Here is a 17,265-nt window from a genome sequence, read left to right on the forward strand (position 1 = left end):
CGCTGGGGGGCGGCTTCACGATGCGCTACGCCGCGTTGGCGGTCACCGCGGCGCGAACCGGTGCTGTCTGACCTGGTCGGCATGGTCTGTCCGCGGCCGAAGGGCGGCGGGTTGCGGTCGCGTACGGCGCCGCTGCGGACCGTGACTCCCCGCGGACAATGTGCCACGGTGAGCGGAGCGGCTGTTCCCGTGGCACGGTGCGCCTGACCGCCCCATCGCCGGGTCCGGCCGGGAAGATGAAATACTGATGTCACAGGACAAGGTCTGGGGGTGGAAGCGTGGAGAGCCCACGCCACAGGGATCAGCCCTGCGGTCAGGCGCAGCACACCGCGGCTGACCTCGAGGTTTCTCCCCTGTCCGACCGGCCGGGTGTGCGGGCCGCCGGGGAAGTCACCCTGACCACGCTCACGGAGTGGGAGCGGGCCCTGGACCAACTGGTCCGGCGGCGTGAGGACGCGCTCTACGTAGAGCTCTCAGCGGTCACCTTCATCGATGTGGCTGGTGCGTCGGCCCTGGCGCTGGCAGCCCAGCGGCTCCCCGCCGGCCAGCACATCCATCTGGACCGGCCACCCTTCGGACTGCGGCGCATGTTCGAAATGTTCTGGCCTGACCTGCTGACGATTGAGATGGTGGCGTGATGAGTACGGCCGCCCCTGCCGACCCGTTTGTGCACCCGGCCCTGTTCTACCGAGGCGATCGGCAGTACGTGGCGGGAACGGTTCCGTTCGTCCTGGACGGTCTGTCCGCCGGTGAGCCGGTGGCAGTGGCCGTTCCGGGCCCCCAGCTCAAGCTGATGAAGACGGAACTGGGCGCGGACGCCGATCAGGTGCACTTCCTCGACATGACCCAGGCCGGCCGGAACCCGGGCCGGATCATCCCCGGAGTCCTGCGGGCCTTCGCCGATGCCCGGTCCACGGCACGGGTACGGATCATCGGTGAGCCCATCTGGCCGGGCCGCACCTCCGCGGAATACCCGGCCTGCGTCCAGCACGAGGCGTTGATCAACGCTGCCTTCCGCGGCCGGGAGGTGACCATCCTCTGTCCCTACGACGCGGATGGGCTGGACGAGAAGGTGCTCGCCGACGCCTACGCCACGCATCCCCTGGTGATCGACGAAGGCCGTGAGCTGGCCAGCGCCGCATACAGCCCCGACACCGTCGTCGCCCGCTACAACGAGCCACTGGCGCCCCCGCCCGCGGCCGTGGCAGCCGCCTTCACCGTCGAAGAGCTTTCCGCCGTTCGGCATTTCATGGTCCGGCAGGCCGAAGACCTGGGCCTGTCCGGCGTCAGGCTGCAGGACCTGGCCTTGCTGGTCGCCGAGTTGACGACCAACAGCGCGGTGCATGGCGGCGGTTCAGGAACGGCACGGATATGGACCGAGGGGGACCAGGTGGTGTGCGAGGTCCAGGACGGTGGACGACTCGTGGATCCGCTGGCCGGCCGGCGCCCCGCGGAGCGTGGTCAGATCGGTGGACGTGGACTGCTGCTGGTTCACCAGCTGTCCGACCTCGTACGTATGCACACGAGCGAGAGCGGCACCACTGTCCGCTGTTATCTGAGCCGCTAGCTCAGGCGGGCACCGCGCGGACCTCGGGGAAGCCGGGGCCGCGCGCGGGGGGTCGGCTTCCGGGTGGCCGTCGGTCATCTCGGCGACGGCCCGGCCGATCGGCAGGGCATGACGGTCGTCCCGTCCGTCACCGGAGCGGCACCGCGAGGTACTTGTACTCCAGGAACTCCTCGATGCCGACCCGGCCGCCCTCCCGGCCGAGCCCGGACTGCTTGACGCCGCCGAACGGCGCGGCGGGGTTGGACACCAGCCCCGTGTTCACACCGACCATGCCCACCTCCAGGCGCTCGCTGACCCGCAGGGCGCGGTCCAGGCCTTGCGTGAAGACGTAGCCGACCAGGCCCCATGGGGTGTCGTTGGCCCGGCGCACGACCTCGTCCTCGTCGTCGAAGACGAGAATCGCCGCCACCGGCCCGAAGATCTCCGTCTCCATCAGCCGGCTGCCGGGGTCGACGTCCGCCAGGACGGTCGGCGGGTAGAAGCGGCCGGGGCCGTCCGGCGCCACGCCGCCGACCAGTACCCGGGCGCCCCGCTCCACCGCGTCGGCGACCAGCTCCTCGACCTTGGCTCGACCGGCCTCGTCGATCAGCGGCCCCACGTCCACGCCGTCCCGGGTGCCGGGACCGACGACCAGCGCCCCCATCCGCTCCGCGAGCCGCCTCCCGAACTCGTCCGCCACCGAGCGGTGGACGAAGAAGCGATTGGCGGCGGTGCAGGCCTCGCCCATGTTGCGCATCTTGGCGGTCATCGCCCCGTCGACAGCCGCGCTCAGGTCCGCGTCGTCGAGGACGATGAACGGGGCGTTGCCGCCCAGTTCCATCGACGTGCGTACGACCGCGTCGGCGCACTGCGCGAGCAGCAGCCGCCCGACCCGGGTGGACCCGGTGAAGGACAGCTTGCGGATGCGTCCGCCGGTCAGCAACGGTTCCACGACCTCCCCGGCCCGGGAGGTGGTGACGACGTTGAGTACGCCGTCCGGCAGGCCCGCCTCCTTCAGGATCCCGGCCAGCGCGAGGCTGGACAGCGGAGTCTGCGGGGCCGGCTTGAGCACCATCGTGCAGCCCGCCGCGATCGCCGGGCCGATCTTGCGGGTGCCCATCGCCAACGGGAAGTTCCACGGCGTGACCAGCAGACACGGCCCGACGGGACGGCGCATCAGCAGCATGCGGTTGCGGCCGTCCGGCAGGACGCCGTAGCCGCCGTCGATCCGTACCGCCTCCTCCGAGAACCAGCGGAAGAACTCGGCCGCGTAGGCCACTTCACCCCGGGCCTCGGCCAGCGGCTTGCCCATCTCGCTGGTCATCAGCAGGGCGAGTTCGCCGGTGCGGGAGACGATGATCTCGTACGCGCGGCGCAGGATCTCGCTGCGTTCGCGGGGCGCCGTACGGGCCCAGCCGTCCTGTGCCTCGACGGCGGCGTCCGCCGCGAGCCGGGCGTCCTTGGGTCCGGCGTCGGCGACGTGGCAGAGGATCTCGCCGGTCGCGGGGTCGTCCACCGGCATGGTGGCGCCGTCGGCCGCGTCCGCCCAGGTACCGCCGATGAACAACTGCTTGGGCACGTCGTTGAGGATGCTCACGGTGTTTCTCCTTACTGGTCGGCGGCCGGGGCGAGCAGTTCTGCGAGAGAGACGGCGCGGACACCCTGGCCGCCGGTGAGACGGTCGGTCCGGGGGTCGGCCCGGGGGTCGGTCCGGGTGGCGCAGCCGAAGCCGTCCGCCACGACCACGGTGTTCCCGTCAGCACCCGACGGCGTCGCCCGCCCCGCTGGTGGCGCCGCCCCGCGCGGTGACGGGGATGCCCGACGCGCGACAGGCCCGCGGCGGAGCGGAGATGTCCTCCGCGGGGCGCGGGCAGGCCACCGCACGAGACGCGAGGCGGTAGGTGGCGGCGTCACAGGCGTAGGGGCCGGTCCGGCCCGCACCGGTCCCGGTCCGGCCCGCACCGGTCCCGGTCCGGCCCGCACCGGTCCCGATCCGCGTTCCCGGCGCCGTCCGGCCGATGCCGGCGCGCGGGCGTGTCAGGCCGTGGTCACCCGTCATCGGGCCGGCACGCCTACTTCCACGGCGGCGGACCACGCCCGCAGTCCTTCGTCGACCTCCGCCTCGTCGATCACCAGCGCGGGAATCATCCGCACCACCTGGTTCCACGCGCCGCACAGCAGCAGGAGCAGCCCCTCGTCCACGGCGGCCCGCTGAACCCGGGCGGCGGTCTCGGGGTCGGGGCCGCCGTCCTCGGTGACGAACTCGCTGGCCAGCATCAGCCCGAGGCCCCGTACGTCCCCGATGGCCGGTGTCGTCGCGGCCACCGCCGCCAGCCCGGCGCGCAGCCGTGCGCCCATCGCCTCGGCGTTGTCCACCAGCTTCTCGTCGCGTACGACGTCGAGGGTGGCGCACGCCGCGGCGCAGGCCACCGCGTTGGCGCCGTACGTACCGCCCTGCGAGCCCGGCCATGCCTTGCCCATCAACTCGGCGGAGGCGGCGATCCCGGACAGGGGGAAGCCGCTGGCCAGTCCCTTGGCGGTGATGAGGATGTCCGGCGTGACGCCGAAGTGGTCGTGTCCCCAGAACCGCCCGGTACGGCCCACGCCGGTCTGCACCTCGTCGAGGATCAGCACAAAGCCGTGACGGTCGGCCCGTTCGCGCAGCCCTTCGAGGAAGGCGCGGGTGGCGGGCACGTATCCGCCCTCGCCGAGCACCGGCTCGACGATGATCGCGGCCGTGTCGTCGGGGGAGGAGATCGTCCGGAGTGTGTAGTCGAGTTCCTGGAGGGCGAAGCGGGTCGCGGTCTCCTCGTCCCAGCCGTAGCGGAAGGCCGTCGGGAACGGGGTGACGACCACTCCGCTCATCAGCGGGGAGAAGCCCGAGCGGAAGCGGGTACCGGAGGTGGTCATGGCGGCGGCGGCCACGGTACGGCCGTGGAAGCCGCCGTGACAGACCAGAACGTTGGGACGGCCGGTGGCCTGACGGGCCAGCCGGAGGGCGGCCTCGACGGCCTCGCTGCCGGAGTTGGTGAAGAACAGGCTGTCCAGGCCGGCCGGAAGCACCTCGCCGAGCCGGTCGACCAGGCGCCGCAGCGGAGGGTGCAGCACCGTCGTGTACTGGCCGTGGACGAGCGTGCCCGCCTGCTCCTGGGCGGCGGCGACCACCCTGGGGTGACAGTGCCCGGTGCTGGTGACGCCGATGCCCGCGGTGAAGTCGAGATAGCGGCGGCCGTCCTCGCCGTACAGATGGACGCCCTCGCCCCGGACCGCGACGACGGGTGTGGCCTGGCGGAGGTGCGGTGACAGTGCGCTCATGGTCGTCTCCCAGCCCCGGGTGCGTGCGTCGTGTTTCGCTTCCGCGTCCCGAGCATCTCCGGCGTGCGGGACCACGGCCACGCGCGAACTGTCCGCCCCACGCCCAAGGTTTGGACGTTGTGTCAACCGCTGGTACGCGCGGTCGGCCCCTCCCGGCCCGGGCAGCCCCGACGGGGACGCTCTTGTACAGGTCAGGGACGCTTGTCACAGTGACCAGGCATGTGACCAGGCATGTGACCAGGCATGTGACCAGGCATGTGAGGAGGCACCGTGAGCGAACCCCACCCCGCGGCCCCGCCGCCACCCGCCGACGAACGGGCCGCCGGCCGCCCGCTCACCGTGGCCGGCGCGCTCGCGCTGCCGGTCCTGGCCGCGGGACAGCCCACGGTCGTCACCGGGGAATCCCAACTCGGCCGGCCGGTCCGCTGGGTGCACGTCACCGAGCTCACGGACCCCGCCTCCTTCCTCAAGGGCGGCGAGCTCGTCCTCACCACAGGAATGCCCCTGCCGGAGGAACCGGCCCGGATACGCCGGTACGTCGACGAGCTCGCCGACATCGGGGCCGCCGCCCTGGTCATCGAACTCGTGCGGCGCTACCACCGCCCGCCCGAGGCCCTCGTCGCCGCCTGCCGGACCCGGGACCTGCCGCTCATCACCCTCTCCCAGGACGTCAACTTCCTGGAAGTCACCCAGGTCGTCCATACGCTCGTCCTCGGCGACCAGACCGACGCGATGCGCAGAACCCAGCGGATCCACGAGGCGTTCACCGCCCTGACCCTGCGCGGGGCGGACCCCGAGGACGTGGTGCGCGCGGCGGCGGAGATGAGCGGCCACACCGTCGTACTGGAGAACCTCGTGCACCAGGCGCTGATCTGCGAGCCCGCCGGCGCCACCGTCGAGGACGCGCTCACCGGATGGGAACGGCGCTCCCGGGCGGCCCCGCCCGGCGACCAGGCCGATGTGCGGGGACCCGAGAACTGGTTGGTGGCGCCCGTGGAGTTCAAGGGCGAACGATGGGGGCGGGTCGTCATGCTCCCCACCCGTCGTGGGCGTCCCTTCGGCCCGGAGCAGGTGACCGTCCTGGAACGGACAGCGATGACACTCACGATCGCCCGCCTCGTCCACACCACGACGTGGGAGCGCAGGGCGCACCGCAACACGCTGCGGGACATCGCCGAGCAACGCCACCGCTCGCCCCACGAACTCCGGTCCCGCGCCGCCGCCCTGGGTCTGCCGACCGAAGACTGCCGCTTCCTCGCCGTGCTGGTGGACATCGGTCCCGACGAGGACAGCGCCGAGTTGGAAGCGCGACTGGCCGAGGAACTGACGGCGGCGGGGATTCCCGCACTCACCGGCACATTGCCCCTCGGACGCGTCGGCAGCCTGCTCGCCCTGCGTCCCTCCCGGACGCCCTGGCGGCAGACGGTCGAACGACTGGCCCGCACCACCCTGCGCCTGCACCCGCACGCGATCGTCAGCGTGGGCTGCGAAGTCACGGACCTCCGCCACGCCGCCCGCTCCTTTCGTGAGGCGGCCCGCGTGGCGGAGGCGGCGCCGCCCGATTCCCCGAGGCTGCCCGGCTCCCCGGAGAGGTCCTTCCACGAACTGTCCGACGTCGGTCTGCGGCAACTCCTGTACGCACTGCGCGAGGACACCCGGATCCAGGACTACGCCGAGCGCAGGCTCGGCCGCCTCGCCGACCACGACACCCGGCACCACACCGACCTGCTGACGACTCTGCGGCACTACCTGGAGGCCGCCGGCAACAAGACGACCGCGGCACGCCGTGACGACCTGTCACGCCAGACGCTCTACCAGCGGCTGCAGACAATCGAGAGACTGCTCGGCTGCGACCTCGAATCCGGCGACCGACGCACCGAACTGCACGTGGCTCTCATGGTGTTCGACATCCTCCGGCCGCGCTGACGTGACGCGTGCCGCCCGGGGAAGCAGCGACGCCGGACCGGAGCGCGGCCGGCGCCGTGGACAGAGCACTTAGGTCTTGCGGTCATGGAACTGATGGTGCTGGTTGCCGTGGTGGTCACCGGTCTGCAGATCCAGCGAACGGCCCCACCGGGTCGGCTGCGCGGGGGAGGACGCCCAGGAACCGGCGGCCACATCGTCGGAGTCGAGCACCTCGTCGCCGTAGAGATCCTTCAGCCAGTTGGTCTGGTAAATGGTGTCGAGGTAGCGCTCGCCGAGGTCCGGGCCGACGGCCACCGCGGTGAGTTCACGCGCGTCGTGCCCGGCCAGCCAGTCCGTCGCGCCGCTGACCACCGTGCCGGTGGAGCCGCCGAACAGGAATCCGCGCCTGGCCAGACGATGGCAGGTACGTATGGTGTCCGCCTCCTCGACACGTATCACCTCATCCACATAGGACTCGTCGAGCAGCGGCGGGCGCATGCTCATCCCCAGGCCGGGAATCATCCGGCGGCCCGGCGGACCGCCGAAGGACACCGAGCCGACGCTGTCCACCGCGACGATCCGCACCGGCCGGTGCCACTCCCGGAAGTAGCGCGCGCAGCCCATCAGGGTCCCGGTGGTGCCGGCCCCGACGAACAGCACGTCCAGCCGCGGGAACTGACGGGCGATCTCCGGCGCCGTCTTGCGGTAATGCGCCTTCCAGTTGCTCGGATTGGTGTACTGGCTGAGCCACACGTACCGGTCGTCGGAGGCGCACAGCGCGCGGACGTACGCGATCCGAGCGCCGAGGAAGCCGCCGTTGGCCTCCTGCCCGGCGATCATGTGCACCTCGCTGCCCAAGGCCTCCATCATCATCCTGGTCGACAGGTTGCCGCGGGAGTCCGTCACACACAGGAACCGGTAGCCCTTGCTCGCCGCGATCATGCTCAGCGCCACGCCGAGGTTCCCGGACGAGGACTCGACCAGGATCGATTCCGGCGTCAGGACTCCATCGCGCTCAGCGGCCTCCACCATCTCGGTCGCGGCCTTCAACTTGATCGAGCCGGCGAAGTTGAAGCCCTCACACTTCAGGAAGAGCGAGTGCCCGAAGATCGACCGGAGGTCGACATAGAGCTCCTCTTCGTTGAAGGCGTAGGGAACGGAAATGACGGGCACGATGGTCTCCTCAATCTGGAGCAGGGCTTTCGGAACGTCCGTCCGGGCGTGGGCGGGAGCCTGTGTCCCACCGGGCCGGACGGGGGCCCTGCGTCAGCGGCCGCTGTCTCGTGCGCCTTGACCTGCGGCGACTAGACCGGTGATCTCTGGGGGTTGGCCCTGGACAAGCCTCCTGGGCGTCGGCCGGCTCATCCGTACCGGCTCAGTTCGTGGAAGAAGTCGTCGACCACGTGCAACTCCCCGCGGCGGACCACGTCGTCGTAGACGTACTTGCCCACCGCGAGGTCGAGCACCCCGAGGCCGAAGGGCGAGAACACCACCGGCCGGTCCGCCGGCACCGTCACCCGCCCGGCCAGCACGTCGTCCAATGTGCCGTGCAGGAAGTCCCGGCTGCCCGTGAGCCGCTCGGCCAGATGCGGCGAGGTGTCGGCCTTCAGGCAGTGCTCGATGTCATCGACGATGTTGGTCGAGGCGAGCAGGATCTCCGGCGCGAGGTCACGCAGTGACACGTGCAGCACCAGCGGATTGTGTGCGAACCAGGACAAATCGCCGACATGTGGCTGCCCGGCGACGGTGGCGAAGACCACCAGGTCGCTGCCCCGGATCAACTCCTCGGCGCTGTCGTGCACGGTGATCCGGCCAGGGGTGCCCGACTGCTCCAGGTAGCTCTGGAAGCCTGCCGTGCTGTCGGCGGACAGGTCGTGCACGCCGATCTCGTCGAACGACCAGCCGGTGCCGACGAGGAAGGTGTGGATGTAGCGGGCGATCAGACCCACTCCGAAGAACCCGACCCGCGTCGGTCGCGGCCGGCCGCGGCTGAGCCGGTCGGCCGCCGACGCCGCCGACGCGGCCGTCCTGGTGGCGCTGATGATCGAGCTTTCCAGACAGGCGAACGGGTAGCCGGTGTCATGGTCGTTGAGGATCAGCACGGCCGAGGCCCTCGGGATGCCGGCCGTCACGTTCTCCGGAAAGCTGGAGACCCACTTCAGGCCGTCCACCCGCACCTCGCCGCCGACCGAGGCGGGCAGCGCGATGATCCGGGAGGACGGGCGGTCGGGGAAACGCAGGAAGTACGACGGCGGGTTCACCGAATCACCGGCGCCGTGCACCCGGTAGGTGGCCTCGACCAGCTCCACGATGTGTTTCTCACGTCCGTGCAGTGCGTGCCGGACCTGGGCGCCGGAGATCACCGCGAACGGTGGCACCGTCATCGGCGCGGACGTCGCGGACTCCGTCGTGGTGGAACCGATGGTGGTCATACGGCGGTCACCTCGACGGTCGGCGAGCAGTCGGCCAGACGCACCGGGTCGGCCATGGCGACGAGCACCTCGCGCGGTCCCTCGTAGGGCTCCCTGCTGTGCGCGGTGCGGATGTTGTCGACGAGCATCAGGTCGCCGTCCTGCCACGGCTCACGTGCGGTGTTGGCCTCGTAGACGCCGTTGAGCAACTGCACGACGTCCTCGCCGATCGGGTCGCCGTTGCCGAAGCGGGTGTTGAACGGCAGCCCGTCGGCGCCGTAGACGTCCACCAGGTACTCGCGCACCTCGGGGGCCATCGTCCACTCGTTGAGGAACGCGATCTGGTTGAACCAGCAGCGCCGGCCGGTGACCGGGTGACGCACCACGGCGCTGCGGCGCTGTCTGGTGCGCAGTCCGCCGTCGGGCTGCCACTCGAACATGATCCCGTTGGCGCGGCAGTAGCTCTCGACGGCGCCACGGTCCTCGGTGCCGAACGCCTCGGCGACGGACGCCCCGATCTCGTCGTTGTAGCTGCGGGTGAGCAGCCAGCCCTCTCGCTCGAACCGCTCGGTCAACTCGGCGGGCAGCGCGTCGAGCACGGTCGGTGAGTCGGCCACCGCGGTCGCCCCGCCGTCGCTGGGCGCGCCGAGGCAGGCGAACATCATCAGGCCCGGGAACTCAAGCGTGTAGCTCAGTTCGTGGTGCATGCACATGGGCTGGTTCGTCGGCCACTTCGTTGAGGAGTACACGCCGTCGGAGTAGGTCTCCCGGGGCGCGAAGACCTCCTTCTCGGTCATCAGGCCGGTGGCCAGCTTCGAGAAGACGGCGCCGGTCCCGGCCGCGTCGCGCAGCCCGAGGCCGCGGACCAGGACGCAGCCGTGCTCGGCGACGACAGCGCGCAGCGCGTCCCGGTGCTCGGCCGCCCAGTGCAGCGCGTCGGCGGCGGCCTCGGCCCGCAGGAGCGGAGGTCTGCCCGGTTTCAGTTCCACGTCGACCGATGACGCTGCGGATATGGACGACATCTCGTTTTCCTTTCCGTTGCCACTCGGGTGCCACTCAGGTGCCGCTCAGGAAGAGGCGGACAGTTCGGCGGAGCGCGGCACGGCCTGTGCCGCCTCGGTCGGACGGGTGCGCAGGACGTTGTGGCCGCCGTCGGCGGCGACATCCCCTCCCCTCACGGTCGCCACGGTGCTGTGGACCGCCGGTCAGCGCGGCGTCGCAGGCGCCGTGGTTTTCTCGGCGGATCGGCGGGCCGGCCCTGTCGCTCGGCCGGCGGGGCATGCTGGTCGAGAGGGTTCAGCGCGGCCTTCCGTCCCAGTGCGACGGGCCGATAGGGGGCGTCTCGCCACTCCGTGGCGGGGTTTCCGCCCCATCGAGCGTGCCTCGGGACTTCCTCGCCTTTCATGAGAAAGGAGTCGGGGGCGAGCACCGAGCCGTCGCCCATCGTCACGCCGTAGTGGACGATCGCGCCGACGCCGAGGGTGCAGCCGTCGCCGATCGTGCTGCGGTCGGACTTGAAGGTGCCGTCCTCCTGCGAGTGGCACTGGATCTTGCTTCCGACATTGAGTGTGCTGTCGCTCCCGATGGTGGCGAGCGTCCGCTCCGTCACGAGGCAGCCGTCGTTGAAGACCCTGCTGCCGACCTGAACACCCAGCAGCCGCCAGACCACGTTCATGAAGGGAGTGCCGTTGAAGACATGGAAGTACTCGATGGGCATTTTCCACAGGCGCTCGTGCAGCCAGAAGTTCGGGTCGTAGATGGAGCACAACTGCGGTTGCAGCGGGCGGAACACCGCGATTCCACGCTCCACCAGTACGAGGTAGACGGCGCTGACCACGAGGGCGAGTGCCAGGGACGCGGTGATCACCACCCAGCCGAACACACCGTGCATGTCAACTGCCGCGAGGCCGAGCACGGTGAGCACGAAGAAGTGCAGCCAGCGCACCAACAGGAACAGGCCCATCGAGCGGAGGTTGTACCGATTCTTCGCGGCGAGGTGGCGACGCAGTTGGTCCCCGGACCGGAGCTGGTCGAACCGGCTGTCGCGTTCCACCGACCGGGGAATCTCGAAGCACGGCGAGCCGAGCAGGCCTACTCCCTCGCGGACCTCGCCGTCGAGCGGGACCATCACCTTCGTCGCGAGAAGGCAGTTGTCACCCGTCTTGGCCCCCGAGGGATAGGCGATGTTGTTTCCAAGGAAGTTGTGTGGACCGATCGACGCCTGGGATACACGGAAGGACGTGCTCGAGAAGTCGGCATTGATGACGGAGAGTCCGTCGGCGATCATCGTTCCGCTGCCGACAGAAGTCAGGTACGGCGTCTCGTGCTGCACTTCGGTACCGAAGTTCGACCCGGTCTGCTCGACATGGGACAAGTCGTATCCGAGGCCACGCAAATAGTGGACGATGTAAGAGCTGTCACCGAGAAGCCATTTGAAGAACTTCAGGTTGGTCATGCGCGCGATCGCCCTGTGCGCCGAGTAATGGAGGCCGTACAGCGGATAGACCTTGTCCGGCTTGACCATCAGACTCAGTAGGCGCGGAACGGTGAACAACAGGGCGAGGCCCAGGACGATGAAGCCGAAGAACAGCACGAGGGACAGGACCAGCGCGTCGATGTAGAGCGTCGGCGACGTGAATCCCACCATGTCCGGGCCCAGCAGGTTCCTCAGTTCCGGAACCTCGGTGATCAGCATGTACGCGCCCCCGACGGTCAGCGGCACGTACAGGAAGAACACTTGGAGCACGCTGATGAGGCCGTACCCGGCCCGGCGCAGAGTGCCGCACGCCGCGGGCGCGATGCTCAGGTAGTCGAACTCCGTGCGCTGTGCCGGGGATCCGTGCCACCGCTGGTCTTCCGGTACCACCTGGCCGCTTTGCAGCGCGGAGGTGTGGCCGAGCTGTGCCCTGTCGCCCATCGACGTGTCGATGTCGAGCACGGTCTTCTCGCCGACGAACACGTCCCGGCCGAGGGTGACGTGGCCGGTCTGGATACGCCCGGCGTGCGCCCGGTAGCAGAGGAAGAACGCGTCCTTGCGAATCACCGTACCGGCGCCGATCGTCAGCAGGTCGGTGCAGACCGGAATGGTGCGGGAGAAGATCGTGACGCCCTTACCGATCCGCGCGCCGAGGGCGCGCAGATACAGCACATACAGCGGATTGCCGACGAAGAAGATCATCGGGTTGGCGTGGACCAGTGTCTTGACGGTCCAGAAGCGCAGATAGGTCAGACCCCAGATGGGGAACTCGCGGGATTTCCAGCGGCCGATGAGGATCCATTTCGCCGCGATCGGGAATATGCACAGGCCGACGAGGCCGGCGCCGCCGAAGAGGACCGCCCGCAGGTAGACGTTGCGCAGACCTGAGCCGGCGGAGACCCACTCGTAGCCCCGGCCGGTGACAAGTCCGGCGAGGCAGCAATATCCGACGAAAATAATGAACTGCAGCGTTCCGCAGAGGAGGTACTGCCGCGTGCTCGCCGGTGTCACCACCTCGGTCGGCGCCGGGACCGACGACTCGACAGGGGTGGGCGCGGCGTCCGCGAGACCCGTCGCCAGACTTCGGATCGTCGGGTGCCGGTAGATGTCCTTCATCGACGCCGAGGGGAGGTCCGCCCGCTTCCTGACCCGTGCGCAGAAGTGGGCCATCACCAACGAGTTGGCGCCGAGGTCATCGAAGAAGTGGCTGTCGACCGACACCTGTTCGACGGACATGACGTCAGCCAGCACCTCGGCGAGGTCTCTTTCGATGCCGGCCTTCGGGCCGGAGTCCCTGCTTTTGTCTCTCGCAGATTCATCCGGCCCGGACGCCAGGACTTCGATGGATTTCTCCTCCATACAAGCTCCTTGAGCAACTTTCGAGCGCCACCGGCCGTGAGCGTCGGCGCCCTGCACTCGCGCTTTTCGATGGCCGGAGCGAGCAATCCGGTTGCCCTGAGGTCGTGATCTCTTGTCCGGTTCAAAACGGTGGCCTCAGTCTCTGCTGTCCACCGTCGGGCTGCCACTCGAACTCGATCGCGTCGGCGGGGCAGTAGCGCTCGACGGCGCCCGGGCGTCCTTGCCGCCGGACGCCTGCCATCGGGAGCGCGGAGTGCTCGCCGCCCGGTTCATTCCTCCTCCTCGATCCCGGCCGACGGGACGGCGACGAGCGGCACACGGGTCACGCCCTACTGCATACGAGTGACGTGTTCCTGACCTGGGAGGGAGCCGGGCCGGGGGCACGCAAGGGTCACCCGTCCTGTAGCCGTCGGAGCGCGGCGATCGGCCCAGGGCCGCGAGGACTGCCGTACGCCTCCGGGGGCAGGGCAGGGCAGGGCAGGGCAGGGCAGGGCAGGGCAGGGCAGGGCAGGGCGGCGCGGGGCGGTCCGACGGCGGCACACTCCGTTGTCGGACCGCCCCACTCGGTCACCTGGCCGGGGGCGGTCCATGCCGGCGCGGCCCGGTCGGTGAACACACGCCGGGAGCGGGCGTCCGGCCGCCGACCGGGTGGCCTCTCCCGGGCAATTAGTCCACACCAGTGACGCTCCACAAGACCGGCCGCGCCAGGCAGGAGAACGTACGAGGAGTGGCTTTGACGAACAACTCCCTTGTCCTGGCCACGATGGGCGGCTCCTGGGGAGCCGGCAGCGGTGACGGCGTTCCGCCCCGCGCGACCCATCGCACCCGACGAGACGTGAACTCGACCATCACTGGAGACCCTTTATGCAGAAACCTTTCCCCCGTGCACCGGCCGTGCGATGTCTGTACCGGACGGCGTGCGCGACCGCGGCGGCCGCGCTGGTGGTGCCGCTGCTGGTCACCGGGCCGTCGAGCGACGCCCAGGGTGAGGCGACGACGCGGTTGCAGCGCGCGTTCGCCGACGCGGCGGCCGAGTACCGGGTGCCGCAGAGCGTCCTGCTCGGCGTGTCGTACCTGCAGTCCCGGTGGGACACGCACGACGGTGCCCCGAGCGTCATCGGCGGCTATGGGCCGATGCACCTCACCGACACACGCACGGCCCTCGCCGAGGCCCCGCATCACGGCGTGACCCGCGACACGGCCCCGCCGCTCGCGGTGGCGGCGGGGCCGCAGCAGCCCGCCCCCCGGCTTCCCGGCCAGCTGACGACTCTGGAGCGGGTAGCCGGGCTGATAGGGGTCCCGGCGGCCCGGCTGCGTACGGACGCCGACGTGAACGTACGGGGCGGCGCCGCCCTCCTGGCGGCGACACAGCGCCGGCTCGGCAAGCCGCTGAGTGCCGATCCGGCCGACTGGTGGAGCGCGGTGGCGCGCTTCTCCGGCGCGGACGACAGCGCGACGGCGGCGACGTTTGCGAACGACGTCTTCGCGGTGATCCGCGCCGGCGCGCACCGCACCACGGACACCGGGCAGCGGGTCACGCTCGCGGCGAGCCCGGGTGTGCGGCCCGACTCCAGGCAGGTGCGGGCCATACGGCCACGTGCGACGGCCGACCCCGATGTCGAGTGCCCCGCGACGCTCGCCTGCGATTGGATTCCCGCCCCGCACACGGAGTTCGGCGACGACCAGTACGGCAATCACGACCTGGCCGACCGTCCCAAGGACCAGCGAGTCGAGTACATCGTCATTCATGACACCGAGGCCACCCGGACCTCCATGATCGACACGGTGCAGGACCCCAGCGAGGCGTCCTGGCATTACACCGTCCGTTCCAGCGACGGCCACATAACGCAGCATGTCAAGACCAAGGACGTGGCCTGGCACTCCGGGAGCCAGTTCGTGAACGCCCGCTCGATCGGCGTCGAGCACGAGGGGTTCCTCACGCAGCCGGACGCCTGGTACTCGGAGCAGATGTACCGGTCCTCGGCCCGCCTGGTGGCGTACCTGGCGAAGAAGTACGGCGTCCCGCTGGACCGGCAGCACATCTTCGGCCACGACAATGTGCCGGCCCCGACCGCCTCGTCGATCCCCGACATGCACGACGACCCCGGCCCCTTCTGGGACTGGCGGCACTACTTCGACCTCCTCGGCGCGCCCCTGCGCGCCACGGCCGGGGCGGACAGCGACCTCGTCACCGTGCTGCCGGACTTCCGCACGAATCAGCCGCTGTACACGGGCTGCAACGAGTCGGGCAAGCCCTGCGCACCACATGGCTCCAGCGCGGTCCGCGTCCACACCGAGCCGCACGAGGACGCCCCGCTGATCCAGGACCCGGGGCGGCGCCCGGACGGCGAGGACTCGACGGCCGACGTCAACGACCTGGGCTCGCGCATCTCCACCGGCCAGACGTACGCCGTCGCCGAACGCCGCGGTGACTGGACGGCGATCTGGTACCTGGGCCAGAAGGCCTGGTTCAAGAACCCGAAGAGGAATCCGACGGCCGTCGGAGCCTCAGGTCTGATGGTGACCCCGAAGGACGGCCTGAGGAGCGTGCCGGTCTACGGGCGCGCCCACCCGGAAGAGGAGGCGTACCCCTCGGAGGTGCCCGTGCAGCCCGACTCACCGCTTCCGTACGAACTCCTCGAGGGCCAGCGGTACGCGACGCAGGGCCGTACGAGCGGCTCGTACTTCCAGCCGTCGGCCACCGACGCCGCACTGAACCACGTGGTGAAGGGAGAAGACCTGTACTACGAGATCCAGTTCGGCCATCGGATCGGATTCGTCCGCGCGGCCGATGTGGATGTGGTGCACGCCGACAAGCGGTAGCGCCTCGTCAGGTTCCGGGGTGGGTCAGGGGAATTCGCTCACGGCGTGTTCCTCTGACTCCCACGGCGGGATCAACGCTGGTCCCGCGCAACGGTGTTGGTGACAGGCCGGCCATTTCAAGCCATGGACCACGGCGTCCCGGACGGGAGCGACTTCCCGGCACGTCGGCTGACTGCGTAGCCCCCGATACCGGCCAGGGCCAGCAGGGTCCCGAGGCTCCCGAGAGGCATCAGCACCGTCGGCACGGCGGAGCCCTCCGGCACTCGTCCCCGCACTCCGCACTCCGGACGCCGCGACGCTGCCTGACCGCTCGCTGAGGTGGAAACGCGAGTCGTCGGCGTCGCTCGCGTCAATCCGCTCGACGAAGAGCCGATCCTCCCGGGGGTACGTGGCTCTCATCGAGTCGCCCATGACGGTGGCCGTCCTGTAGTTCGCGAGGGTGTACACGATGGTTCCCGACAGGAGAGCCAACCCGAGTGGTGCCAACACCCGGGCCGCCTTGGTGAACCAGCAGATCGTTCCTCGCTGCCGCATGAGCATCCCTCCCGTTGCACCGCCCGACGGCTGTGCGGGCCGGCGGAGGCTATGCGGCCGCCGGGGCGGAAACGAGCCCAGCTCCGGCCCGCGCCGGCCACCCGCGGCCGGCGCCTCTCCTGGAAGGCCGCGGTGCAGAAGGCCGCGGTGATCTACCCACACTCCGACGAAGGGCGGGAGCAGGGAAGTTGCCGCCGGGCTGGACGCGAGACGGAGCCTGAGTCCGGGAAAGCCCTGCGCTGTCAGGCCGGACGGTCGAGCGCGCCGACGATGAGGACTTCGAGCTGCTGTGCCACCTGGTCCAGGGGGTCCGTGCTGCGCTTGGCGCGGCACATGGCGATGGCGCCCTCGACGGATGCCACGATGAGGGCCGCGAGCCCCGGAGCCTGGTCGGAGTCGGCGCCATGCGCCCGCAGTGCCTGGGCGAGCAGGTGCTCCCACTCCTCGAACGCCTCGGCGGCGGCGACGAGCGCCGGTGGGATCTCGTCGGCCGGCGGCTCCTCGACCGAGACGGCCAGCACGGGGCAGCCGGCACGGAAGTCGCTCTCGACGACGATGCCGCGCCACAGCGCCAGGAAGGCCCGCAGGCCGGCGACCGGGCCCGCGGCCAATTCCTTGCGCAGGATGCGGGCGACCGCTTCTCCCGCGTAGCGCACTGCCTCGGTGGCCAGCTGCTGCTTGCCCTCGGGGAAGAAGTGGTAGGTCGAGCCGAGCGGTGCCTTGGCGTGTTTGGCCAGCTCCCGGATGCTCGTGGCGTTCAGGCCACGCCGGCTGATCAGGTCGGCGGCACCGGCCACGATGCGCTCACGTGACGGCGCGTTGGATCGAGCCAAGACCGTACTCCTCTCTGGCTATAACGCTCGTCATAGTCTAGCGTGACCTCCGGTTATAACGAC

12 protein-coding genes are annotated in these 17,265 nt (G+C 70.1%); 4 read left to right on the forward strand and 8 right to left on the reverse strand.

The features are described 5' to 3' along the window. Window positions 1–278: 278 nt before the first annotated feature. Together SAVERM_RS36760 and SAVERM_RS36765 are read left to right on the forward strand one after the other, a co-directional pair. Window positions 279–638 (forward strand): STAS domain-containing protein, encoded by a 360-nt coding sequence (locus SAVERM_RS36760; protein ID WP_010988552.1) that lies wholly within the window; start codon window positions 279–281, stop codon window positions 636–638. Beyond that, window positions 638–1,567 carry an anti-sigma factor RsbA family regulatory protein gene (locus tag SAVERM_RS36765; protein ID WP_107083149.1) on the forward strand — a complete coding sequence of 310 codons (930 nt, stop codon included), beginning with the start codon at window positions 638–640 and terminating at the stop codon, window positions 1,565–1,567. The genes SAVERM_RS36760 and SAVERM_RS36765 overlap by 1 nt, the downstream gene beginning before the upstream one ends. Before the next feature lie 127 nt (window positions 1,568–1,694). Here the strand turns inward: SAVERM_RS36765 and SAVERM_RS36770 are convergent, their stop codons facing one another. The 3 genes from SAVERM_RS36770 to SAVERM_RS36780 form a co-directional block, all read right to left on the reverse strand. Continuing rightward, window positions 1,695–3,143 carry an NAD-dependent succinate-semialdehyde dehydrogenase gene (locus SAVERM_RS36770; RefSeq protein WP_010988554.1) on the reverse strand — a complete coding sequence of 483 codons (1,449 nt, stop codon included), beginning with the start codon at window positions 3,141–3,143 and terminating at the stop codon, window positions 1,695–1,697. 11 nt (window positions 3,144–3,154) lie between these two features. Beyond that, entirely contained in the window at window positions 3,155–3,292 is a 138-nt protein-coding gene (locus SAVERM_RS43985; protein ID WP_154696743.1) for a hypothetical protein, read from the reverse strand. 309 nt (window positions 3,293–3,601) lie between these two features. Then, a complete protein-coding gene (locus tag SAVERM_RS36780; RefSeq protein ID WP_010988555.1) occupies window positions 3,602–4,861 on the reverse strand; it encodes an aspartate aminotransferase family protein in 1,260 nt (419 codons plus the stop codon). A gap of 270 nt (window positions 4,862–5,131) precedes the next feature. On the opposite strand from SAVERM_RS36780, the gene SAVERM_RS36785 reads away from it, so the two are divergent. Next, window positions 5,132–6,787: a PucR family transcriptional regulator gene (locus SAVERM_RS36785; RefSeq protein ID WP_010988556.1), complete on the forward strand. Its 1,656-nt coding sequence runs from the start codon at window positions 5,132–5,134 to the stop codon at window positions 6,785–6,787. A 69-nt stretch (window positions 6,788–6,856) separates the two neighbouring features. Here the strand turns inward: SAVERM_RS36785 and sbnA are convergent, their stop codons facing one another. The 4 genes from sbnA to SAVERM_RS36805 all read right to left on the reverse strand — a co-directional run bounded on the left by sbnA (window position 6,857) and on the right by SAVERM_RS36805 (window position 13,012). Beyond that, the gene (sbnA, locus tag SAVERM_RS36790) at window positions 6,857–7,939 is read right to left on the reverse strand and encodes a 2,3-diaminopropionate biosynthesis protein SbnA (protein WP_010988557.1); all 1,083 of its coding nucleotides are present in this window, start codon (window positions 7,937–7,939) and stop codon (window positions 6,857–6,859) included. 188 nt (window positions 7,940–8,127) lie between these two features. Continuing rightward, on the reverse strand, window positions 8,128–9,198 hold the full coding sequence (gene sbnB, locus SAVERM_RS36795) for a 2,3-diaminopropionate biosynthesis protein SbnB (RefSeq protein WP_010988558.1): 1,071 nt from the start codon (window positions 9,196–9,198) through the stop codon (window positions 8,128–8,130). Next, window positions 9,195–10,199 (reverse strand): TauD/TfdA family dioxygenase, encoded by a 1,005-nt coding sequence (locus SAVERM_RS36800; RefSeq protein ID WP_037647052.1) that lies wholly within the window; start codon window positions 10,197–10,199, stop codon window positions 9,195–9,197. The genes sbnB and SAVERM_RS36800 overlap by 4 nt, the downstream gene beginning before the upstream one ends. Before the next feature lie 152 nt (window positions 10,200–10,351). Further along, complete coding sequence (locus SAVERM_RS36805) at window positions 10,352–13,012, reverse strand: Pls/PosA family non-ribosomal peptide synthetase (RefSeq protein ID WP_078234632.1); 2,661 nt, start codon at window positions 13,010–13,012, stop codon at window positions 10,352–10,354. 864 nt (window positions 13,013–13,876) lie between these two features. On the opposite strand from SAVERM_RS36805, the gene SAVERM_RS36810 reads away from it, so the two are divergent. Next, window positions 13,877–15,835 (forward strand): N-acetylmuramoyl-L-alanine amidase, encoded by a 1,959-nt coding sequence (locus tag SAVERM_RS36810; RefSeq protein WP_010988561.1) that lies wholly within the window; start codon window positions 13,877–13,879, stop codon window positions 15,833–15,835. Between the two features lie 776 nt (window positions 15,836–16,611). Here the strand turns inward: SAVERM_RS36810 and SAVERM_RS36815 are convergent. Then, the gene (locus tag SAVERM_RS36815) at window positions 16,612–17,202 is read right to left on the reverse strand and encodes a TetR/AcrR family transcriptional regulator (protein WP_010988562.1); all 591 of its coding nucleotides are present in this window, start codon (window positions 17,200–17,202) and stop codon (window positions 16,612–16,614) included. Window positions 17,203–17,265: the final 63 nt, after the last annotated feature.

It is taken from the genome of Streptomyces avermitilis MA-4680 = NBRC 14893 (assembly GCF_000009765.2).
Classification (GTDB): Bacteria; Actinomycetota; Actinomycetes; order Streptomycetales; family Streptomycetaceae; genus Streptomyces; species Streptomyces avermitilis.

Bases quoted from the DNA above. Each gene is read 5' to 3' on its own strand.
- SAVERM_RS36800 (WP_037647052.1), bottom strand. From the start codon at position 10,199: ATGTCGTCCATATCCGCAGCGTCATCGGTCGACGTGGAACTGAAACCG.
- SAVERM_RS36805 (WP_078234632.1), bottom strand. From the start codon at position 13,012: ATGGAGGAGAAATCCATCGAAGTCCTGGCGTCCGGGCCGGATGAATCT.
- SAVERM_RS36765 (WP_107083149.1), top strand. From the start codon at position 638: ATGAGTACGGCCGCCCCTGCCGACCCGTTTGTGCACCCGGCCCTGTTC.
- SAVERM_RS36780 (WP_010988555.1), bottom strand. From the start codon at position 4,861: ATGAGCGCACTGTCACCGCACCTCCGCCAGGCCACACCCGTCGTCGCG.
- SAVERM_RS36810 (WP_010988561.1), top strand. From the start codon at position 13,877: ATGCAGAAACCTTTCCCCCGTGCACCGGCCGTGCGATGTCTGTACCGG.
- sbnB (WP_010988558.1), bottom strand. From the start codon at position 9,198: ATGACCACCATCGGTTCCACCACGACGGAGTCCGCGACGTCCGCGCCG.